17 protein-coding genes are annotated in these 21676 nt (G+C 66.5%); 4 read left to right on the top strand and 13 right to left on the bottom strand.

All coding sequences use genetic code 11. The annotated features are described in order from the left end of the window. Positions 1-41: 41 nt before the first annotated feature. Genes BJY26_RS13780 through BJY26_RS13765 form a run of 4 tightly spaced genes read right to left on the bottom strand, consistent with a single transcriptional unit; the run spans position 42 to position 3136 of the window. Complete coding sequence (locus BJY26_RS13780) at positions 42-1142, bottom strand: FAD-dependent monooxygenase (protein ID WP_179428804.1); 1101 nt, start codon at positions 1140-1142, stop codon at positions 42-44. A 10-nt stretch (positions 1143-1152) separates the two neighbouring features. Further along, entirely contained in the window at positions 1153-1800 is a 648-nt protein-coding gene (locus BJY26_RS13775) for an energy-coupling factor transporter transmembrane component T family protein (RefSeq protein WP_179428803.1), read from the bottom strand. Further along, positions 1797-2504 (bottom strand): energy-coupling factor ABC transporter ATP-binding protein, encoded by a 708-nt coding sequence (locus BJY26_RS13770; protein ID WP_372465324.1) that lies wholly within the window; start codon positions 2502-2504, stop codon positions 1797-1799. Before BJY26_RS13770 ends, BJY26_RS13775 begins: the two co-directional genes overlap by 4 nt. Then, a complete protein-coding gene (locus tag BJY26_RS13765) occupies positions 2501-3136 on the bottom strand; it encodes a biotin transporter BioY (RefSeq protein ID WP_237248816.1) in 636 nt (211 codons plus the stop codon). Before BJY26_RS13765 ends, BJY26_RS13770 begins: the two co-directional genes overlap by 4 nt. 65 nt (positions 3137-3201) lie before the next feature. On the opposite strand from BJY26_RS13765, the gene BJY26_RS13760 reads away from it, so the two are divergent. Next, on the top strand, positions 3202-4620 hold the full coding sequence (locus tag BJY26_RS13760; RefSeq protein WP_218852418.1) for a dihydrolipoyl dehydrogenase family protein: 1419 nt from the start codon (positions 3202-3204) through the stop codon (positions 4618-4620). A gap of 5 nt (positions 4621-4625) precedes the next feature. Here the strand turns inward: BJY26_RS13760 and BJY26_RS13755 are convergent, their stop codons facing one another. Then, the gene (locus BJY26_RS13755; RefSeq protein ID WP_179428800.1) at positions 4626-5255 is read right to left on the bottom strand and encodes a phosphoribosyltransferase; all 630 of its coding nucleotides are present in this window, start codon (positions 5253-5255) and stop codon (positions 4626-4628) included. 50 nt (positions 5256-5305) lie between these two features. Then, entirely contained in the window at positions 5306-7237 is a 1932-nt protein-coding gene (locus tag BJY26_RS13750; RefSeq protein ID WP_179428799.1) for an aconitate hydratase, read from the bottom strand. 249 nt (positions 7238-7486) lie between these two features. Between BJY26_RS13750 and BJY26_RS13745 the strand changes: the two genes are divergently transcribed. Continuing rightward, positions 7487-8590 carry a baeRF2 domain-containing protein gene (locus tag BJY26_RS13745; protein ID WP_179428798.1) on the top strand — a complete coding sequence of 368 codons (1104 nt, stop codon included), beginning with the start codon at positions 7487-7489 and terminating at the stop codon, positions 8588-8590. 162 nt (positions 8591-8752) lie between these two features. Here the strand turns inward: BJY26_RS13745 and BJY26_RS13740 are convergent, their stop codons facing one another. From BJY26_RS13740 to BJY26_RS13730, 3 genes are read right to left on the bottom strand one after another with little or no spacing between them, the layout of a single operon-like run. Next, the gene (locus BJY26_RS13740) at positions 8753-12490 is read right to left on the bottom strand and encodes an ABC transporter ATP-binding protein (protein WP_179428797.1); all 3738 of its coding nucleotides are present in this window, start codon (positions 12488-12490) and stop codon (positions 8753-8755) included. Continuing rightward, the gene (locus BJY26_RS13735; RefSeq protein WP_179428796.1) at positions 12487-12927 is read right to left on the bottom strand and encodes a MarR family winged helix-turn-helix transcriptional regulator; all 441 of its coding nucleotides are present in this window, start codon (positions 12925-12927) and stop codon (positions 12487-12489) included. Before BJY26_RS13735 ends, BJY26_RS13740 begins: the two co-directional genes overlap by 4 nt. 36 nt (positions 12928-12963) lie before the next feature. Then, positions 12964-14397, bottom strand: a complete 1434-nt coding sequence (locus tag BJY26_RS13730; protein WP_179428795.1) for a lipase maturation factor family protein — start codon at positions 14395-14397, stop codon at positions 12964-12966. A 42-nt stretch (positions 14398-14439) separates the two neighbouring features. Here BJY26_RS13730 and BJY26_RS13725 point away from each other — a divergent pair, with 42 nt between their 5' ends. Further along, entirely contained in the window at positions 14440-15303 is an 864-nt protein-coding gene (locus BJY26_RS13725) for a class II glutamine amidotransferase (RefSeq protein WP_179428794.1), read from the top strand. 95 nt (positions 15304-15398) lie between these two features. After that, positions 15399-16418, top strand: coding sequence for a phosphogluconate dehydrogenase (NAD(+)-dependent, decarboxylating) (gene gnd / locus BJY26_RS13720; protein ID WP_179428793.1), 1020 nt, complete (start codon positions 15399-15401; stop codon positions 16416-16418). A 4-nt stretch (positions 16419-16422) separates the two neighbouring features. On the opposite strand, the gene BJY26_RS13715 is transcribed toward gnd, so the two are convergent. The 4 genes from BJY26_RS13715 to BJY26_RS13700 all read right to left on the bottom strand — a co-directional run bounded on the left by BJY26_RS13715 (position 16423) and on the right by BJY26_RS13700 (position 21643). Next, positions 16423-17448, bottom strand: a complete 1026-nt coding sequence (locus tag BJY26_RS13715; protein WP_179428792.1) for an electron transfer flavoprotein subunit alpha/FixB family protein — start codon at positions 17446-17448, stop codon at positions 16423-16425. Further along, positions 17445-18218, bottom strand: coding sequence for an electron transfer flavoprotein subunit beta/FixA family protein (locus tag BJY26_RS13710; RefSeq protein ID WP_179428791.1), 774 nt, complete (start codon positions 18216-18218; stop codon positions 17445-17447). The genes BJY26_RS13715 and BJY26_RS13710 overlap by 4 nt, the downstream gene beginning before the upstream one ends. A gap of 6 nt (positions 18219-18224) precedes the next feature. Continuing rightward, positions 18225-20741: a GcvT family protein gene (locus BJY26_RS13705; protein WP_179428790.1), complete on the bottom strand. Its 2517-nt coding sequence runs from the start codon at positions 20739-20741 to the stop codon at positions 18225-18227. A gap of 110 nt (positions 20742-20851) precedes the next feature. Beyond that, the gene (locus tag BJY26_RS13700) at positions 20852-21643 is read right to left on the bottom strand and encodes an IclR family transcriptional regulator (RefSeq protein ID WP_179428789.1); all 792 of its coding nucleotides are present in this window, start codon (positions 21641-21643) and stop codon (positions 20852-20854) included. Between the last annotated feature and the right edge of the window lie 33 nt (positions 21644-21676).

The raw sequence follows: 21676 nt of genomic DNA, 5'->3' as shown, positions 1-21676 counted from the left end.
TTAACCAAACTGTGTTCGACAGACGCTATCGCAAACAACCGTTATTTACGTGGTTGCCAGTCCAGTACCGGCGCCAAAACGCGGATAAGACCATTAACGGACCGGATCCGGATGGCCGTGTTGCGCAGCCAAATGCCGCGCGGCGACACCCATTGGGCCATCGCACCGATTCGGCGGGAACGCCGTGCAACGTCCTGGGCCCGCGGCCGCCGCTCGGCATCGTACAGTGCCAGGTCGTGCGAGGACGCGCCGAGCCGGACGGCATCCTCCAACCCTTGTGCCGCACCTTGCCCGAGATCCGGCGGCATCGCGTGCGCGGCGTCGCCGACAAGCGCGACCCGCCCGTGCACGAACGAGCGCAGCGGCGGCAGATAGTACACGTCGTCCCGAAGGACGCCGTTGGATGAGGCGGCGCGGACGAGCTCGGGCACCGGGGCGGGCCAGTAACCGTAATCGGGCAAAGTCGCGTCGGTGCCGCCGACCGGGGCGTTCTGCACGGCAAAGCAATAGGCGCGCCCGCCCGGCATCGGCGCATAGCCGAAACGCTCGCCGCGCGTCCAGACCTCGGCGCCGTGCCGGGGTGGTTCGTCCAATTCGTCAGTCGCGAACCGCCATGCCGTGTATCCCGTGTACCGCGGGCGGGCGGCGTTCGGCCAGCACGCGGCACGGACGACGCTGCGCAGCCCGTCGGCGCCCACCACGAGGTCGTAGTCCGCAGCGCCCGCGTCGGTGCGAACGCTGCCCTCCGGATCGACCGAGTCAATGCGGACACCGTACCGCACGGTGCCGTCCGGAACCGTGTCGACAAGTAGTTGCAGCAGGTCGGCTCGCGGCAGGATGGCGAGCGGCCCGAACCTGTCGGTGAAGTCGGCAGCATGCATGCGCGTGAGCCAATACCCGTGCATGGTGCGGATCCCTGCCATCCCGTCGGTCTCGGCCAGATCGCGGACGGCGTCGCCGATGCCAAGGAAGTCGAGGGCACGGACGGCGTTGGGCATCAGCGAGATTCCCGCGCCGGCGTCCGGCAGCCGCTCGGACTTCTCGAACACGTCGACGCGCCATCCGGCGCGGATCAGCGCTGCCGCCGACGCCAGGCCGGAGATTCCGGCACCGATCACGGCAGCCGAACCTTGCGCAGTCATGGTGATCAGCCTACGGGAGCGGGGGTTCGTCCCCGCCTGCCTCCCCGAGACCCAATTCTCCGAGACCTCTGGCCGCCAGCGCGTCCCCGGTCCGGCGTGCGTATGCGACGGCACCCACGACGACCGGCAAGACCAAGGCGCGAGGCGACCGTTCGAGCCCGCGCGCCTTTGCCGAATCGCGCACCGCGGACACCGAGCCGAGCAGGTACGGAATGCTGCGGAACATGATTGCCACGGTCAGCGCAAACCGTTCGGGATCGCCGCCGACGTACTTCAACGGCCGGCCGGCGGCCGCCACGGCATCCATCAGCCGCGCATCGGAGGTGGTCGCCATGATGAGCGACGCCGTCAGGATGCATGCTGCGATGTTTGCCGCGATCCGCACGGCCGGCAGCACTCCCACGGCAAAGCTCTGATAGGCGGCGATGACCGCCAGCACGATCCACAGGAATTTCAACGGGGCCAGGACGACGCGCCACGGCAACCGGCAGGCCCGGGCCACAATGAGAGCCGCGACAACCAGAGTGCCGGAGGCCCACAGCCTGTCGACAATGAGCACGGCCAGCGAGACAGCGGCAATCAGCGCAACCTTTGGCCAGACCGGACAGCGGTGCAGCCACGACGTGCCGGGCACGTACCTGCCGAACACCGACGTCACGACGGCGTGCCCGTCACGGCAAGCTCGCGATAGAACCGGACGGCGTCGGCCGGCGCGCCGTCGAACGCAATAGTGCCGCTATTGACGACGAGCGTACGCTCGGCGTCCAGCGCCAGTTCGAGATCGTGAGTCGAAAAGAGGATTTGCTGGTGGAGTCCGTTCAGGACGCGGCGAAAGCGTTCCCTGTTGGTCAGATCCAATAACGTCGTCGGCTCGTCCAGAACAAGTACCCGCGGAGCCGTGGCCAGCACGGACGCCAACGCCATCAGTTGCCGTTGACCGCCGGAAAGGTCGTAAATGCTCTGCTCGGAGTGCCCGCCCAGGCCGAACGCCGCGATGTGGTCCAAGGCTGCCCGGCGCCGGTCGCGGGCGCGGATGCCGGTGCGGCGGAGCGAAAGCATCACGTCTTCGAGCCCCGTCGGCATCACCAGCTGGGCCAGCGGATCGGTGAAGACGAACCCGACCAGCCGGCGCACGTCCGCTCCGCGGGAGTGCGTATCGACGCCGTCCACGCTCACCGAGCCGGTCGTCGGAAGCGTCAACCCGTTGACCAGCCGCAGCAATGTCGACTTACCCGATCCGTTCGCGCCAATCACGCTGACGCGCCGCTCGGTCAGGTCAAGCGACGTGGGATGCAGGAGAGTTCGCAGGTCATCGTCGACACGAACGCGCACGCCCGCCGCGGAAAAGCGGATCATGGTCACCGACGGCGAAGGAGATCGGGAAAGGCACGGTGCACGCTGGCCGCGATGAGCGCAGCGATCACAACCTTCACGACGTCTCCCGGAACGAACACGACGTCGGCGGCAAAGGCGGCCGGAACCGACAAATGGAGGTTGACCATCATCCCGGCCATACCAAAGGCGTGCCCGACGACGACCCCGCCGACCAGGCCGGCCGTGATCAGCATGGCGATCCGCCGGGCCCGGGCAGCCTTCCGGACCGCGACGATTGCCAGCGCGCCGGCCGCCGCGGCCACGAAGGGGAAGCTGACGACGTAGCCGCCGCTCGGGCCCACGAGCACTCCGGGCCCCCCGCTGAAGTTCGCAAAGATCGGCAGTCCGATGAGCCCGACGACGACGTAGAGTCCGGCAGCGGCAAATCCGCGCAGCGGGCCGAGAATGAGGCCGGTCAGCACCACGGCGAGCGTTTGCAGCGTGATGGGCACGCCGATGCCGCCGATCGGGATGGCCGGCATCACTCCGAATGCCGCGATCAATGCAGCGAACACTCCGATGAGCGACAAGTCGCGCGCGCCGAAATACGGCGCGCGGGTAGCGGTCGGCGATTGGCGGAGCGCGGCGCGCCGGTCGTGATCGGCGGCGGACTTGTGCAAGGTCGCTCCCGGAGGTTGCGTTGGATTCCGTTTCCAGGCAAGTGTACTCGGGCATAATGAGCCGCATGGAGTCTTCAATCGACGTCATAGTCATCGGCGGCGGCCCGGCCGGCGAGAACGCGGCGGGGCGCGTCGTCGCTCAGGGCCTCAGCGCCATCGTGGTCGAATCGGAGCTTCTGGGCGGCGAATGTTCGTACTGGGCGTGCATGCCGTCGAAGGCACTGATCAGGCCGGGCACGGCCCGCCGTGCCGCGCAGGCGGTGGCGGGTGCGGCCGAGGCGGTGACGGGCCGGCTCGACGTCGGGGCCGTGTTGGCTCGGCGGGATCGTTTTGCGGCGAATTGGGACGACGCCGGCCAGGTGGAGTGGGCCGAAGGCGCAGGGATCCGGGTGGTTCGCGGCAAAGCGCGGCTGACCGGCGAGCGAACAGTGGTCGTCGAAGACGAGGCCGGTGCTGCAACGTGGACGGCGCGGCACGCAGTGGTCATCGCGTCCGGTTCCGTTCCCGTCGTGCCGCCCATTGACGGTCTCGACTCCACGCGGTACTGGGGCACCCGCGAGGCGACATCGGCCCGGGAGGTACCGGCCCGGTTGGCCGTCATCGGCGGGGGAGTAGCCGGCACGGAACTGGCGCAGGCGTTCGGCCGTCTCGGCTCGCACGTGACCCTGTTGGCCCGTTCGACGCTATTGTCGGGGCTTCCGGAGCCGGCAGTGGCTCTCGTGGCGGAGGCACTCGAGGCCGAAGGCGTCGACGTGCGGACTTTCACGTCGCCGCGTCGAGTCCGGCGGGGCGGTGACCGGGACGTAGTCCGGATCGAACTTGACGACGGCGGCATCATCGAGGCCGAGGAGCTGCTGGTGTCGACCGGGCGACGTCCGGCGGTGACCGAGCTCGGACTCGACAGCGTGGGGTTCGATGCTTCGACCGGCCTGTCGGTCGGTGCGGACGGCGTCGTCGACGGTGTCGATGGGCAGTGGCTCTATGCCGTGTCGGACGCGGCAGGCAATGCGCCGTTGACGCACCAGGGAAAGTACGAGGCCCGGATCGTTGCCGACGTGATTGTCGCCCGCGCCGCGGGCCACGACCCGGAGCCGGCCGGATGGTCGCGATTTGCGGCGACGGCGTCGCAGCGCGCCGTGCCGCAGGTCGTGTTCACCGACCCGGAGATCGCGCAGATCGGTCTGACGCCGGATCAGGCCGCCGAACGGGGGATTCGCACTCGCGAGGTCACGCACGACATGGCGGTGGCCGGCGCCGCCCTGCATGCCGATCGTTACCGCGGCTGGGCCGGGCTCGTCGTCGACGAGGATGCGCGAGTGATCGTCGGTGCGACGTTCGCGGGCCCGGACGTGTCCGAAATGCTGCACGCCGCGACTATCGCGGTCGTCGGCGAAGTGCCGCTCGAGCGGCTGTGGCATGCCGTGCCGGCGTATCCGACAATCAGCGAAGTGTGGCTGCGTCTGCTCGAAGAATACGGACTGTGAACGCTTCACACGCCCAGGAGCCGTAGCACTTCGTCGTCGCTGGTCTGGGTGAAGTCGTCGTACCACTGGCCGACGGACCGGAAATCGGCCGGAGTCTCGAGGCAGACGATCTCGTCGCAATAGTGGCGGAGAGTCGACACCGCAGCCCGGGACGCGACCGGCAACGCCACGATGAGCGCGGCCGGCTGCAGACCGCGGAGTTTTCGGCACGCGGCTTGCGCAGTCAGGCCCGTGGCCGCGCCGTCGTCGACGACTATCACTGTCCGGCCTTCGACGGGCACCTCGGGGTAGCGGCGGCGAAGCCTTCTGGCCCGGCTGGCCAATTCGGTGCGAGTGCGCCGCTCGATCTCGGCCAGATCGTGTTCGCTTGCTCGCACGTGCCGTGCCGCCTTCTGGTCCACAATGCGTGCGCCGCCGTGCGCCACCGCGCCGATGGCGAACTCCGGTTGGTACGGAGCGCCGAGCTTGTGCACCAGCGTGACATCGAGGTCGGCTTCGAGCGCTGCAGCAAGTTCGGCGGCTACCGGCACTCCGCCGCGCGGCAGCCCGATGACCACGACGCCGTCCGCGCCGAACCGCCCGGTGAGACGTGCGGCGAGCCGGCGTCCCGCGTCCCGCCTGTCGGTGAAAGGCATACCTCCATGATGACCCGGTGTATCGGATTCCGCGAGGGGCGCGCCGCCCGTCAGAGTTTGGCCGCGCGGTACGGGATCCGGCCGCCGGCCAACACCATGGCGACTTGGCGAGCGGAGAGATGGTGGCGCAGCTGAACGGATCGGTCACCCGCCGTCGCCGTGATGGTGCCCCCATTTTCCAGTGCGTCGCGCAGGCCCTCGAACTTCAAGACGTCGTCTTGGCCGAGCGCGTCGTAATCCGCCTCATCGTCGAACTCCAGGGCGAGTACGCCGAAATTGGCGAGATTCTGCCAATGGATCCTGGCGAACGACTTGGCTACGACGACCCGAAGACCGAGGTAGCGCGGCGCAATGACCGCATGCTCACGGGACGAGCCTTGGCCGTAGTTCTCGCCGCCGACGATGGCGTGGCCCCCGTCCGTGTCCGCGGCGCGCGTGGCGTACGTGTCATCGACTTGGATGTAGACGAACTCGGCGATCTTGGGAATGTTGCTGCGGAACGGCAGCACGCGGGAGCCGGCCGGCATGATCTCGTCGGTGGAGACGTTGTCGCCGACCTTCAGCAGCACCGGCAGTTCGATGTCGTCCGGCAGTGGCTCGAAGTCCGGCAGCGACTTGATATTGGATCCCTTGACGAGCTCGACCTTCAATGCTTCGTCCTTGGGCAACGGCTCGAGCAGCATGCTGGTATTCACGCTGTATTTCGCCGGAAGTTCGGGCCGCGGATAGTCCTTGTCGAGTTCGCGCGGATCGGTGATCTTACCGGTCAGCGCGGCGGCGGCGGCCGTTTCGGGCGAACACAGCCACACGGCGTCCTCGTCGGTTCCGGACCGGCCCGGGAAGTTGCGGGGCACGGTGCGCAGACTGTTGCGCCCGATCGCGGGCGCCTGACCCATGCCGATGCACCCCATACAGCCGGATTGATGAATGCGAGCGCCGGATCGCATCAGGTCGAAGGCCCAACCGCCTCGCGCCATGTCCTCGTAGATCTCTCGGGACGTCGGATTCACGTCGACCGACACCTGCGATTCGGTCTGCGAGTCCTTGATAATCTCCGCGAACACCGCGAAGTCGCGCAGCCCGGGGTTTGCCGATGAACCAACGACCACCTGGAACACGTCCTCGCCGGCGACCTCGCGCACCGGCACGACATTGCCGGGCGACGTCGGTTTGGCGATCAGCGGTTCGAGCGAGGAAAGGTCCACGGTTTCGGTGATGTCGTACGTTGCGTCCTCATCCGCAAGCAGTTCGCTGTAGTCGCCGGGCCGTCCCACGGCCTCCATGAACGTTTTGACGGCATCGTCGGCCGGGAACACGCTCGTCGTCGCTCCGAGTTCGGCTCCCATATTCGCGATGACGTGCCTGTCCATCGCCGTGAGATTCTTCAAGCCGGGGCCGTGATATTCGACGATCTTGCCGACGCCGCCCTTGACGTCGTGACGGCGCAGGAGTTCGAGGATGACGTCCTTGGCCGAGACCCAAGGGGGCAACTCGCCGGTCAATTCGACACCCCAGATCTGCGGCATCTCGACATAGAGCGGGTCGCCGGCCATGGCCATGGCAACCTCGAGACCGCCCACGCCGATGGCCAGCATGCCGATGGCGCCGGCTGCGCAGGTATGGGAGTCCGAGCCGATCATCGTGACGCCGGGTTTGCCGAAACGAGCTTGGTGAACGGGATGCGACACGCCGTTGCCGGGTTTGGAATACCACAGGCCGAATCGCTGGGCGGCCGAACGCAGGAACAAATGGTCTTCGGGATTCTTCGCGTCGGTCTGCAACAGGTTGTGGTCAACGTATTGCACCGACAAATCCGTGTGAATCCGGTCGAGCCCGAGCGATTCCAGTTCCAGCATGACCATGGTGCCGGTGGCGTCCTGGGTCAGCGTTTGGTCGATTTTCAGCCCGATTTCCGAACCCGGTGTCATTTCGCCGGACACGAGATGCGAACTGATCAGCTTTTGTGCGACATTTTGCGACATTACGACCCCTTACGTTGCCGTCCACGCCTCGTGGACCAACCCGCGGGCGTGGCTTCTGAACCCCCATCGTAAGCACTTTCCGGTAATTCGAGGGCACTTGGGGCCGCTCGCCGTGCGAAACCGGAGCGCGCACCGACGAATACGTCACGCGGCCCGTTGTCTCGGTCCGTCGTTCGTGACAGAGTGGCTTACGACGGGCCGTCGCCCGATCGGCGGGAGGCCGGCCCACGACTGATGTGAGGTGTTCCGATGCGCTTTCCGTGGCTCAAATCAGCTTTGGCTGCTGAGGCACCGTTCCTGTCGATCTACGTCGATACCACCCGCAAGGACAAGGCCGAAGCAGCCGATCTGTCCGCACGGTGGGCTCACCTTCGGGCCCGCGCCGCCAAACAGGGCGCTCCCGAGACGGTGCTGACGGAAATCGAAGAGGCAGTGCTCACGCCGTCCGAGATCGGAGGACGCCACGGACGCGCATTCATCGCCAATTCGTCCGGAATGCTCATCGACCGCGTATTGCCGGTTCCGCCCCTCGAAGACGTCAGTGAGTGGGGGCCGCGCCCGGTCTTGCTGCCCATGATGCGTGTTGCCGCGCGCGCGGTCTCCGTGCTGCTCGTCGAAGCGGACCGGTCGGGGGCCGATTTCCGCTTGCGCGGACCGGACGACCCGCGGCCGGCCGGCGGTACGAGCGAACTGGGGGACCAGTCCAGCGTGCAAGGAAGCCACGATGAACTGCACAAGGCGCGTAATGGCTGGCGCGGCCACAAGTTCGAAACGCGCGTCGAGGATTCCTGGGAGCGCAATGCCGAGACGGTCGCGTTGAAATTGAACAAGCTGGTGGGGAAGTACCGGCCGGACCTGGTGATCCTCACCGGCGACGTTCGCGCCACTGCATTGCTGGCCGGCGCCGTCGGCCAAGAAGTTGCAGCACGGCTGAAGGAAGTGCCGGGCGGCACTCGCGGCACCGGGTTGGAGCGGCCCGCCTTCAAAAAGGAGGTCAGCGCCGTGACGGACGAGTTCATCAGGGCCCGCGAACGGGCGGTTGCCGAACGGCTCCGGCAGGAACAGGCTCGGGACGGTCAGAGCGTGGCCGGTGCCGTCGAGGTGATGCGCGCGCTCGACCGTGGCCAGGTCGACGACCTCGTGCTGGTCGACGGCGGCGCCCCGGACAACATCGAAGAGGTGTTGTTCGCCGCAGTGCAGACAGACGCCGGCGTGCAAAGCGCGGACGCCGGCGTCATCGACTTGCCCGACGGCGTCGGCGCCCTGCTGCGCTGGAAGGACGAGTCGACGCGGTCCAATTCGATCTCGAGCCAAAGCGGTGACCCGGCGCGCGAACACCGCCCCGCGCTGTAGCCGCCGAGCCGCCCTCGCCGTAGCCTTTCCGCCCTCGCTCCGGCGCCGAGTGGTGGCGAATGGCTGCGAAATCGGCGATTTCGCAGCCATTCGCCACCACTCGAGGAGGGGCAGCAGCCATTCGCCACCACTCGGCGATCGGGCACGCAACGAGGCGGGTGCTCAGCGGGGCGGGGCGGGAGCGCCGGAGGCAAAGAGTTCCCACATCCGCGAATACGTCCCGCCGCGGTCCAGCAATTCGTGATGGCTGCCGAGCTCGACGATCTTTCCGGCATCGAGGACGGCGATCCGATCCGCCGTCCGGGCGGTTTGCAGCCGGTGGGCGATCAGCACCGTCGTCCTGCCGCTGGTGAGCGTATTCATTGCCGCAGTCACGCGGGACTCGGTGATCAAGTCCAGATTGGACGTCGCCTCGTCCAGAAAGAGCACCACCGGATCGACAAGTTGGGCACGTGCCAGCGCAATCAGTTGCCGCTCTCCCGACGACAGTGATCCGCCTCGCTCGGCGATGGGCTGCAAATATCCGTGCGGCAGCCGGCGGACGAATTCGTGCGCGCCCACTGCCCGGGCGGCGTCTTCGACCTCTCGATCGGTGGCCTCGGGCCGCCCATACGCAATATTGTCGCGAACCGTCCCGGTGAACAGGAACGACTCTTGCGGAACGTACCCGAGCCGGCTGCGGAACGCCGCAAGGTCGAGCGAGCGCAGGTCGTAGCCGTCCAAGGACACCGTGCCGGAATCCGGATCGTAGAATCGCGCCAGCAATTTCATCACGGTGGATTTACCGGCACCGGTTTCGCCGACCAGAGCTATCGATCCGCCGGCCGCGATGTCGAGATCGATTCCGCGCAGCGCCTCGGGGGTGGACTCCGGGGTGAGGACCGGATAGGCGAAGCGAACATCGTCGGCGTGCAGGTGACCGGTCATGTGCCCGGGAATGATCGGATCGTCCGCCTGCGGCGTGAGCGTCGTCAATTGCATGAGTTCCGAGATGCGTCCGACCGACACGCGGGTCTGCTGCCACGAATCGAAGACTTGCGACAGCTGCTGGATCGGCGCAAAGAACATGTTCAGGTACAGCAGGAATGCAATGAGGGCCCCGGACGTCAGCTGACCGTGCTCGGTCAGCGTCGCGCCGACACCCAAGGCGATCGCGTCGGCGACAGCCGCCAGGAATTGCACGAACGGGAAGAACGTGGCCACCAGGCGCTGCGCGGCCACCCGCGAGTCGAGATATCGCTTGTCGAGCCGCCGAAACCGTTCGATTGTCGCCGATTCGTGTACGTAGGCTTGCGATTCGCGCACGCCGGACAGGCTCTCCTGGAAGTCCGCGTTGACGACGGCGATCCGGTCGCGCGATTGGCTGTACAACCTGGACGCGGCGCGACGGAAATAGTACGTGGCCACCACCAGGACCGCCACCACGACGAGCGTATAGAGCCCCAGTTCGACGTCGATGGTCAGCAGCGCCACGCCGACGCCCACAAAAGTCACCATGGACACGAGTGCCGACAAGAGTCCGTTTTGAATGAGTGACTCGAACTGGTCGACATCGCTCGTCATGCGCGTCATGATGCGGCCGCCCATTTCGCGTTCGTAATAGTCGAGCGACAGTCGTTGCAGTTGGGCCCATATTCGTGCCCGCAACGACAGCATGATGCGCTGAGCCGTGCGGCCCGTCACGAACGTCTCGCCAATGCTGACGACCAGATCGAACAGCGAGATCGCAAGAAACAATGCCGAAGCGACGATCAGCACCGAGACAACGCCCTTGGAAACGCCGTCATCGATGCCGGTTTTGACGAGAACCGGGCCGGCCAGTCCCGCCAACGCGTCAAGGACGACCAGGGCCAAGCCGATGATCAGCGGGGTGCGAAATCCCTTCAGCAACCGCGGCAGGCTGAACGCGGGGTCGGGCCGAGTCTCCGCCTCCTCGTCGACTTCGGCGGTGTCGCGGATGGGCGGCAAGGCATCGACCTGAGCCAACAGCGCCGGCGACGGTGCCAAATTCATTTGCCACCGGCCTCCCGAGCCGCGACCGACGGTAGACCCGGTGCGCGCCGTACCTGCGGTGCCGCGGCGTCCGGCCCCGTCGCCGGACGCCGGGTTCGACCAGCCGTCGCCCCCGGCCGCACGGGCAGAAAGGCTGTCGACATCGTCGGCGACCTGGCCGTCGTCCAGCCCCGAGATCAGTGCCCGGTAGATCGTGCTTCGCTCCAGTAAATCCTCGTGCGTCCCGGTGTCCGCGATCCGTCCCTCGGCAAGGACGACTATCCGGTCGGCCAGGTGAATTGTCGATTCCCGGTGTGCGATGAAGAGCGTCGTGCGCCCGGCGGTCACTTCCCGCAACGCATCGTGAATGCCTTGTTCCACCCGCGCATCGACGGCACTCGTCGCGTCGTCAAGAATCAGGATGCGCGGGTTTTTCACAATCGCCCTGGCCAGTGCAATACGTTGCCGCTGCCCGCCCGAAAGCGTCAGCCCGCGCTCGCCGACCGGCGTGTCATACCCGTTCGGCAGCTCGCCGATGAACCCGTCCGCATGCGCGGCCACCGCGGCACCGTGCACCTCGTCGTCGCCGGCGTCGGGCCGCCCGTAGGCGATATTGGCTCGGACACTGTCCGAAAACAGGAAGCTTTCTTCGAACGCGAACCCCAATTGATCGCGCAAGCTGTGCACGGAGACTCCGCGGAGGTCGTGTCCGTCGATGCTGACGGTACCCGACGTCGGATCGTGGAACCGCCCGGCCAGCATTGCCGCGGTCGTCTTTCCGCTTCCGCTCGGCCCGACAATCGCGACCCGCTCGCCCGCGCCGACGCGCAAGTTGAACGACTGCAAGACGTCAGTGCCGTCGCCAAAGTGGAAGTCGACGTCCCGGAACTCGAGCTCGCCGCGCACGTCGCGCAGCTGGAGGGCACCGGGTTCGTCGACGATGGAGGGCCGCATGTCGAGAATTTCAACAATCCTCTCGACGGCGGCTCTGGCCTGCTGGGCGATGGTCATGATGCCGGCCAGCTGCCGGGCCGGCGCCGTGAACTTGGCGATATACGTCGAGAACGCCAAGAACGTGCCCAGCGTGATCTGATCGTGCAACGCCATCCATCCGCCGAACGCCAGCACCGCGACCTGCGCCAGCACCGGGATCGTCTGCATCAGCGGCTGATAACGCGCTTGCAGCCGGACGGCGCGCATTTGCGAGCCGTACAAGTTCTTTGCCACGCCGATCAGTCGGCGCAATTCCCGCCTTTCCTGGCCGAACGCCTTCACGATGCGCACGCCGGACACATCTTCATCGACGATTTGCGCGACATCACCCTCGCGTTGTTGCGCATCCCAGCTGGCCGGGAAGATCTTCGACCGCATCCGATACGACACGAGTAAAAGCAGCGGCGCGGTCAGAACGCTGATGATTGCCAGCGGCGGGCTGAGCACGATCATGACAACGAGCGAGAGCACCATTTGCAGGATGTTTCCGCTCATCACCGGCAGCATGCTGAGCAGGCCCTGCACTATCGACGTGTCCGAATTGGCGCGCGACACGAGCTGTCCGGTGGGCAGCCGGGACAGCGACGCCTGGTCCATTGTTTGCAAGTTCGCCTGCATGTCGTTACGGAGGTCGTATTGGACGCTCAACGCGACACGGCCGCCGCGATACCGGCGCAGATACGTGAAGCCGAATCCGGCGATCGCGACAGCGAACAGCACACCGATCCACGGCAGCAGCGGCGCAGAATCGGCGACTATCACGTCGTCCAGGATGGTGCGCGCCACCAGCGGGACCGCGACTTGGCACGCGCTGCCGAGAATCGCCGCACCGACCGCAATGCCGACGTCGGCGCGGTGGCGAAGCACGTAGAGGGTGAGCCTGCGGACCCAGCCCGGCTGTATCGACTCGCTCACCGGGCATCACGAGCTCGCCGGTGATCGGCGTGCACGGCGTCCAACGCCTCACCCATATGGACGAGCGCCCGGAGCAACGCCTCGCCGTCGGGTGCGTTGTCGCACAATACGGCGAGGCGTTCGGTCATTGCGGCTTCCACCCGGTGCAGCAAGTCGACGCCGGACGGCGTGAGCGCCAGCGACCGGACGCGTCCGTCGGCGTCGGTCGCGGCCCGGGTCAGCAGTCCCCGCCGGGCCAGCGAGTCGACCGCGGCGCTGACCGTCGGCCGCCCGAGCGACAGCAAGGTGGCGATTGCGGCAGCACGTTCGTGCCCGGACGCGATGGAGGTCAGAATTCGGTAATGCCCGAAGCTCAGTTCGCTGGTCGACCGCTCGAGCATCCGGGCCACCCGCGCCAGGGCGCGGACGCCGCCGGCCAGTTCATCCGCCGAGTACATGCTTGTCACAGTAGCAATAGTAGTTCGTTAATTGAACTACTTGGGGGATAAGGAGCGCGGCGACACGATTTCGGCGAGATAGGTGCGTACCCAATCGTTGCCGGTCTCGCGGCGTTCCGCGTTGGTGGAGAAACGGTATTCCCAAAGCGTGGCGCGTACCCACGTCGGACGAGCCCCGGCCATCGGGTCCACTCGAATCAGCTTCAAGACGGCTCGGTCGGCTTGCAGCAGTTTGGTCAACAGGGCGGGGAACCATTGCCCCGAGGCACCGAGACCGAGGAACCACATCTGCCAGTCGAGCCGAAGGTGGTACGGGGCAAATTGCCGCGGTATCCGCCGGACGTCGCCCGGCTTGCCTTTGAACTCGTACTCGTGCCACACGGTATCCGCATCCAGTGTCCGACTGCCCGTGCACTCGATCACCACTTCGTTCCTGGTACGGGTGATGCTGCCGAACGCTCCATACGCGCCGACCAGGTGATACGGGTTGAAGCTGGCGTTCATCAGCTGGCGACGCGACACAAGATTGAGAGCCGGCCGGACGCTCAAAATCAGCACGAAAACGGTGACTGCCGCAATGATCGCGGCAAACGGCACCGAGATCGGCGGGAGGCCGCCGCCGACCGACGGGATCAGCAGGCCCACCTGCGCATCGCCGAGCGCGGAGAACGCCAACACCATTGTCACGACGTTGAGCCAACTGAAGTTGCCCGACAACACGAGCCACAGCTGAGTGACGATGATGACGGCGGCCGCGATCGAGGCGATGGGTTGCGGAGCGAACAACAGGAACGGCACGACCAGCTGAGCGAAGTGGTTGCCGAGCACTTCGATGCGGTGCAAGGGCCGCGGCAGGTGGTGGAAATACCGACTGAGCGGATTCGGCATGGGCTGCGTCTCATGGTGGTAGTAGAGCGCCGTCAGATCGCGCCAGACGGTATCGCCGCGAATTTTGATCAGTCCGGCCCCGAACTCCACCCGAAAGACCAGCCACCGGGTGAGCCACAGGATGGCGGCCGGGGGAGCGGTGCGGTCCGACCCCAGGAAAGCGGCAAGGAATCCCGCCTCGAGCAGCAACGACTCCCAACCGTAACCGTAAAACGTGCGGCCCACGTTCACTATCGACAAGTAGAGCGCCCACAGCACGCCGAAAGCCGCAAGAGGCAGCCAGAACGGCCCGAGTTGCGGCAGCCCGGCCACGACCACGAGCGCCACGACGACGCCGGTCCAGGCCACGACCAGCAACAACCCGTCCGAGTAACGCCAATGGAAAATGCTGGGCGTCTGACGAAACTTCGTGGCCGCAAGCAAATCCGTCGCCGGCAGGAGCCCGTGCGTTCCGAGGAGCGGCCGGAACTGGCATGCTGCATTGAAGAACGCGACGGCGAAAACCGCAGCAATGCCCCGTTGGAGAACCAGCCGGGCAAAACGCTGGTCCCCGGCGGAAAACCAGGTGAGAAACTCGCTCATCTGGGCAAATGTACTCCGTGGTAGAACGAGACGGGAGGACAAATGTGTCGATTGTTCGGATTGCACGCCGGCCGCTCGCCCGCAGCCGCCACCTTTTGGCTGCTGAGCGCGCCGGACAGTCTTGCCGAGCAAAGCCGTCGAGAACCGGACGGCGCCGGCATCGGCATCTACCGGCACTCGGGCGACGACGCCGGTGCGCCGTACGTGACGAAACAACCGATCGCCGCGTGGCACGACCGCGAGTTCGCCTACGCCGCCAGAGAGCTGACGAGCACCACTTTCGTTGCCCACGTGCGGTATTCGACGGGCGGCGCCCCGAAACCGCGGAACACGCATCCGTTCATGCAAGATGACCGGCTCTTCGCACACAACGGTGCCTTGTCCGGCATCGACCGGCTCGACGACCGGCTGGCGATGCTGCAGGCCGCCGACCTGGTGCACGGGGACACCGACAGCGAACGCTTGTTTGCGCTGATCACTGCCGAGACGAGGCGTGCCGACGGCGACGTGTCGGCGGGACTCATCGAGGCAGTGACCTGGATCAGCGACAATCTGCCGGTCCTCAGCCTGAACCTCATCGTCACGACGGCGACCGATTTGTGGGCGTTGCGTTATCCCGAGACCCATCCGCTCTACGTGTTGACCAGGACAGACGCCCGGGGCTCCATGCGTGCCCACAGCGCGCGGATCCGTGCGCACAGCGATGCGCTCGCCCGGGAAACGGTAGTCATCGCGACCGAGCCCATGGACGCCGACCCCGGGTGGAGGCCGATGGAACCGGGCGAATTGCTGCACGTGGACGCCGGGCTGGCATGTCACAGCCGGACGCCGTTCCGGAACCGGCCCGCCCACATGCTCGCGGTGGAGGACCTATCGGCCGATGCGGCGGCGGCACAACGCGCATGACTGACGCCGGTGCGCCCCGTGCGCCGGGCGCTCCGCCCGATGAGTAGGTTTGAACCATACGTCATCAGGGCAACCCCGAAGGGAAAGAGGAAGACATGCAACTGGGAATGGTCGGCCTGGGCCGAATGGGCGCGAACCTGGTACGCCGTGCCATGCGCGCCGGACACGAATGCGTCGTCTACGATCTCAATCCGGACGCTCGGAAGGAACTCGAGGGCGAGGGTGCCGTCGCTGCGGCGAATCTCGACGAGATGATGTCCAAGCTCGAAACGCCGCGCGCCGTCTGGGTCATGGTGCCGTCCGGTGACATCACCGGCAACACGATCAAGGATCTCGGCGAGCACATGGACGCCGACGACGTGATCATCGACGGCGGCAATTCGTATTACCGCGACGACATCGCTCGCGCACAAGCGTTGCGTGAAAAGAACATCCACTTCATCGACTGCGGCACCTCCGGAGGCGTCTGGGGGCTCGAACGCGGCTATTCGCTCATGATCGGCGGCGACACGACGGCAGTGGAACGCTGCGAGCCGATCTTCCGAGCCATTGCGCCGGGAATCGAGGCAGCCGAGCGCACTGCCGGGCGGACCGGCGAGCCGACACAGGCCGAACACGGCTACCTGCATTGTGGCCCGAACGGCGCCGGCCACTTCGTCAAGATGGTGCACAACGGCATTGAATACGCCGTCATGGCCTCGTACGGCGAGGGGCTGAACATCTTGAAGAACGCCAACGCCGGAACCGTCGACCGCGACAGCGACGCCGAGACGGCACCCATGGAGAACCCGGAGTTCTACCAGTACGACATCGACATCCCCGCCGTCACCGAAGTCTGGCGCCGAGGAAGCGTCATCGCCTCGTGGCTGCTCGACCTGACGGCGGCGGCGCTCGTCGAATCGCCAACGTTGTCGGACTACTCCGGCCGCGTGTCCGATTCGGGCGAGGGCCGCTGGACCGCCCAGGCGGCAATTGACGAAGGAGTGCCGGCGCCCGTGCTCTCGACGGCGCTCTACTCGCGCTTCCAGTCACGCGACCTGGACCTGTACGCCAATCAGGTGCTCTCGGCCATGCGCAAGCAGTTCGGCGGGCACGCCGAAAAGCCGTCCGGCTGAGCACTCATCCGCGTCGGCGCCGCAGTTCCTCGTTGACCGCCGGTATTATCTCGTGCAGATCTCCGATCACCGCATACTGCGCATTCGTCACCATTGGCGCGTCCGCATCGCTGTTGATCGCCACGATGGTCCGCGCCGAACTGCATCCCGCGAGGTGCTGGATGGCGCCGCTGATGCCGCACGCCACGTAGAGGTCCGGACTGATACGGCTTCCGGTTTGCCCGACCTGCTCGTGATGCGGCCGCCACCCCAGGTTTGTCACGACTCGCGAGACGCCGAGGGCGCCGCCCAATAGGTCCACGAGTTCGAGGACGTCGTCGAATTCGTCGGCACCGCCCACGCCGCGGCCGGCGCCGACGACCACTCGAGCGCCCGTCAGCGCGGCCGTGTCGGCTTGCTCGGTCGGCTCCAGCCGCTGCATGGCCATGACCAGATCCGCCGGGTCGGCACGATGCTCCACGCGTTCGATCTCCGGGGCGGCGCGCCCCGAATCGGACGACTCGCCCCGCTCGGCGGGTGCTGCCTCGACGGCGTGCCCGGCCACGGTCAGGACGGCGACCGGCGAGTCGACCCGCATGTCTTCGAGGATCGACCCGCCCATCACTTGCCGAGACACGACAAGCGGGTCGTCGCTGAGCGTTTCCACGGCGTTGGCGGCCATCACGGCGTCCAATCTCACGGCCGCGTGCGCCAGCATTTCGGTGCCGCGCGGAGTGCCCGAGGCGATCACGACATCCGACTGCCACTGCCGGGCCGCGTCGACAAGGGCGGCCGCATACGCCGCCGCGCAATACGCTGCGACGTCCGGCCCGCCGATGAACCGCACCCGGGTAGCCCCGTAGTCGGCGAACGTGCGCGCTAAGGAATCCGCGGCCGAGTCGTCGATCTCGTCGGTGGTTTCTCCAATGCCGATGACGACGACGCCGAGCGACGTCCCCCGGCCGCCGGCCAGGGTACGGGCGAACGTCAGGGCTTCCAATGAGGTCTCGGCCACGTCGGCGCCGTCAACCTCGGCTAAAACGGTGATCATCGCGGAACCACTCCGATCTCGTACATGACGTCCACCAACGCGGCCGCGGCGTCCGGCCCCTCACCCAGGATTTGTACCTCGCTCGGCTTCGGGGCGCTCCGCCGCAATCGGACCCGCCCGGATCCGGACGGCGTCACGTCGGCCGGCCGCTGCTCGATCTTCATCCGTTTGGCGCGCATGCGCCCGGGGATCGACGGATACCGCGGATCGACTCCGCCTTCTTGGATCGCGACGACCGCCGGCAGCGGGAGCGAATAGATCTCGGTTCCGGCCCCGGCCACGCCTCTGGCCATCACCCGGTCGCCGTCGATCTCGACGGTCGAGATGCCCATGGCGACGGGACGTCCCAGCAGATAGGCCAGCCGAACGCCGACTTGGAAATCTCCGGTGTCCGCAGCATCGTTTCCGACCAGGATCAGGTCGAACTCCTCGCCGTCGTCGCTGCGGCGAGCCACCTCGGCCGCAATGGCGGCGGCGATGTCGACGGGCCCGAACTGTCCGAGCTCGGCCTCCAGCAGGATGGCGCCCCTGCATCCGAGCGCCACGGCGCCGCGCAGTTGCTCGGCGGCGTCCGGCGAGCCGACGCTGAGCGCCGTTGCGGTCCCTTTCGTCTCTTCGGCGATCTGCGAGGCGAGCTCGATGGCGCATTCGTCATGCGAGCTGAGCGTGTAGCCGACGTACCCGGCATCGATGTCCATTGAATCGTCGGTGAGCCGCACCTCGCTCGACGTTTCGGGTACCCGCTTGATACAAACGAGAACATTTGTCACGATCCGTCACCTCCGGACGCGTTCGTTGTCGGGATCGAAGAGCGGTGTCGCGTCGTTGGCGGCCACCGTGACGGGATACCTCTGGCCGAGGTAGTGCACCGACAAGTGTTCGCCGACGCGGGCGTTGTCCGGCGGCAAGTACGCCATCAAGATGTGTTTACCGAGCGACGGCGCGGATCCCGCCGACGTGACATAGGGGTGGCGGCCGGCCTTGTCCGTCAACACTTCGCCATCCGGACCAAGGATCGCCTCGCCGCCCAGCATGTACCGCTTCACGCCGTCTGCCGAGGTGTGATCGTCGACCGTGAGCGAGCACAGGACGGCGTCCGGCTCCGACTCCCGCTGTTTCAGATAGGCCTCACGCCCGGTGAAGTCCTGGGGCTTGACCTTGGGACGCATCATTCCGGCTTCGATGACCGTGCGTTCGGTATCGAGCTCGGCGCCGTACGATCGGTACCCTTTTTCCATCCGGCCGGTCGTGCCGTAGACGCCGATCCCCACCGGCACCACGCCGTCCGGCTTTCCGGCCTCGAGTAGACGCTGCCAGAGCCGCGCGCCTTCTTCCATCGGCGCATAGAGCTCCCAACCGAGCTCGCCGACGTACGAGATCCTCGAGGCCAGCACGCGCACGTCGGTGACGTCGAGCTGTCGGCATGTGCCGAACCGGAAGCCCTCGTGACTGATATCGGCGTCGGTCACGCGTCCCAGCACGTCCCGTGCCTTCGGCCCCCACAGCCCGATCGTCGTGAACGCCGACGTCCGGTCGACGATGACCGCCGATCCGTCCGCCGGCAAGTGGCCTTCGAACCATCGTCGGTCGGTGTTGCCGACGCCGCCGCCCGTGACGACGCGGAACCGGTCGGGGCCCAGCCGCATGATCGTCAGGTCCGAGCGCATGGCCCCGCGCGAGTCGAGCACCGGCGTGTAGACGACGCGCCCCTCGGCGACGTTCATTTGCGCGACGGCCGTGCGCTGCACGGTATCCAGGGCTGCCGGACCGATGACGTCGAAAATACTGAAGGCCGTCAGGTCGATGATGCCGGCACGCTCGCGCATCGCCAGATGTTCGGCGTTGATGATCGGCGACCACCAGCGCGCGTCCCACTCGGCTTCTCGCGGCATGACGGCGTCGCCGTAGTCGCCGAGCAGCGATGCGTTGGACTCGTACCAGTTCGGTCTTTCCCAGCCGGCCGCCTCAACGAACGACGCGCCGAGTTCGACTTCCGAAGCATGCATCGGCGGCAGACGGACATCGCGGACGGTCAACCACTGCTCGCCGGGATGCACGATCCCGTACGTCTTGTTGAATCCTTCGCCGGCACGGGCCTTGACGTGTGTCTTGGTGCGTTGGTGCGGATAGAACCGGGCGATATCCGCGGTGTGGAGGTCGTATTCGGGGTTGCCGTCCGTCATCCATTCGGCGATCATCCGGCCCACGGCCGGGCCCTCCTTGACCCAGACGGCGGCCGCCGACCACAGGCCGGCCGCCTCGGGACTCTCGCCCAGCACCGCGCTGCCGTCCGGCGTCATCGACAGCAGTCCGTTGATGGCGTAGCGGATCTCCACGTCGGGATTGCCGAGGATGGCGGGCATCAACTCGAGCGCCCCCTCCAGCTGAGGATCGAAATCGTCTTCCGTGAAGGGCATCTCAGTGGGGGAGAGCTTGGCCTGCTCGATCGACGGGATCTGCTCGGCGTCCGGGAGGATGGGCCGGTGCGAATACGACCCCACCTCCATCTCGCCGCCGTGCTGACGCTCGTAACAGCCGGTATCCATATCGCGCACGATAGGGAACTCGATTTCACCGCTGGTCCCGGCGAACTGCGGCACGGGCCCGACGCTGATCATTTGATGCACGGCCGGCGTCAGCGGGATCGATGCGCCGGCCATTCGCGCGAGCTTCGGACTCCACACGCCGCATGCCACGACAACGATGTCGGTCCGGATATCGCCGGACGTCGTACGCACCCGTCGCACATGACCGCCCTCGACATCGATGCCGAGCACTTCCACGGTCGGCACCACCGTCAGAGCGCCGCGGCGCTCGGCGGATTCGCGCATCAGCGTGCCGGCGCGCTGCGAATCGACGACGCCGACCGACGGAGTGTAAAAACCGCCGCTGATGACGGAGGGGTCGAGATACGGCACGAGCTCGGCGACCTCGGCCGGTGAGACCAACGATGAATGGATTCCCCACGCCTGACTGGACGTCAGCCGTCTGGCGAGCTCTTGAAGACGCTCATCGGTGCGGGCGACTTCGAACCCGCCGGACTCGGTGAACACACCGAGTTCCTTGTACTGCCGCATGCTGTCGAGCGTCAGATCGGTGATTTCCCGGGAATGGTCGACCGGAAAGATGAAGTTCGACGCGTGGCCGGTGGAGCCGCCCGGGTTCGGCAACGGCCCCTTGTCGATCTGCACGATGTCCCGCCAGCCGAGCTCGGCCAAATGATGAACTATGGAATTTCCCACTATGCCGGCGCCTATCACTACGACGCGTGCGCTGCCCGGTAGATCCGCCACTGTGCCCACCTGATTCCCGCGAAGACCATCCGCCGCGAGTTGCGCGATACGCAACGCGTAGCGTGATACGAAACACTATGCTTGAATCGTGGCCCGCCGGACGACGGGTGTCAAGGGGTCTGCGCCGAATGCCAGCCGAGCCGGGCCGAAATGGTCCCGGCAGCGGCCGTGACCGCCTCGATCACCGACTTGATCATTGCCTCGTCGTAGCGGAACGCCGCACCGGACACCGACAGCGAGGCGATCACATCGCCGTGCGCATTGCGCAGCGGAGCGGCGACGGCCGTCAGCCCCGGCTCGAGTTCTTCGACTGCGACTGCGTACCCGGCGCGCCGGACGCCGTCCAATTGTCCGAGCAACGCCGGCAGGGAGGTGACCGTCGACGGCGTATACGCACGCAGCCGGCGTCCGACTTCACTTTCGACGCCGTCGTCCGGCAGTCCGGACAACAGGATCTTGCCATTGGACGTGGCATGCAACGGAATATGCTGTCCCACCCAATTGTGGGCCTGCAGCGCGGCCGATCCCGCTTCCTGCTCGACGTACAGTGCCGCGCCTTCGCTGAGTACGGCGATATTGACAGTCTCACCGGTGTCCCGCGCGAGCTCCCGGACCAACGGTCGTGCTTCGCGGACGACGTCGAGCCGGGCCGTGGCGGCGCCGGCCAGTCGGACGACACCGACACCGAGTCGGTATCGGCCGCGTTCGGTGCTCTGTTCGACGAGGCCTCGGGCCGCCAACGCCGAGACGAGCCGGAACGCCGTCGACTTGTGGACACCGAGCTCACCGGCAATCTCGGTCACTCCGGACTCCCCGGTCCGAGCCAGGATTTCCAAAATGGTGACCGCTCGATCGACTGACTGGACCCCGGACGCCGAATGCTCGCCGCTGACGTTGCTCATGACGCAACCGTAATCCATCGTGAGTAACGTGGT

It is taken from the genome of Spelaeicoccus albus, from assembly GCF_013409065.1.
GTDB classification, from domain to species: Bacteria; Actinomycetota; Actinomycetes; order Actinomycetales; family Brevibacteriaceae; genus Spelaeicoccus; species Spelaeicoccus albus.
The sequence above is the reverse complement of the archived record's forward strand: the minus strand, read 5'-3'. Positions and strand labels throughout refer to the sequence as shown.

Bases quoted from the DNA above. Each gene is read 5' to 3' on its own strand.
- BJY26_RS13760 (WP_218852418.1), top strand. From the start codon at position 3,202: ATGGAGTCTTCAATCGACGTCATAGTCATCGGCGGCGGCCCGGCCGGC.
- BJY26_RS13715 (WP_179428792.1), bottom strand. From the start codon at position 17,448: ATGATCACCGTTTTAGCCGAGGTTGACGGCGCCGACGTGGCCGAGACC.
- BJY26_RS13725 (WP_179428794.1), top strand. From the start codon at position 14,440: ATGTGTCGATTGTTCGGATTGCACGCCGGCCGCTCGCCCGCAGCCGCC.
- BJY26_RS13730 (WP_179428795.1), bottom strand. From the start codon at position 14,397: ATGAGCGAGTTTCTCACCTGGTTTTCCGCCGGGGACCAGCGTTTTGCC.
- BJY26_RS13755 (WP_179428800.1), bottom strand. From the start codon at position 5,255: ATGCCTTTCACCGACAGGCGGGACGCGGGACGCCGGCTCGCCGCACGT.
- BJY26_RS13780 (WP_179428804.1), bottom strand. From the start codon at position 1,142: ATGACTGCGCAAGGTTCGGCTGCCGTGATCGGTGCCGGAATCTCCGGC.
- gnd (WP_179428793.1), top strand. From the start codon at position 15,399: ATGCAACTGGGAATGGTCGGCCTGGGCCGAATGGGCGCGAACCTGGTA.
- BJY26_RS13700 (WP_179428789.1), bottom strand. From the start codon at position 21,643: ATGAGCAACGTCAGCGGCGAGCATTCGGCGTCCGGGGTCCAGTCAGTC.
- BJY26_RS13735 (WP_179428796.1), bottom strand. From the start codon at position 12,927: ATGTACTCGGCGGATGAACTGGCCGGCGGCGTCCGCGCCCTGGCGCGG.
- BJY26_RS13745 (WP_179428798.1), top strand. From the start codon at position 7,487: ATGCGCTTTCCGTGGCTCAAATCAGCTTTGGCTGCTGAGGCACCGTTC.
- BJY26_RS13750 (WP_179428799.1), bottom strand. From the start codon at position 7,237: ATGTCGCAAAATGTCGCACAAAAGCTGATCAGTTCGCATCTCGTGTCC.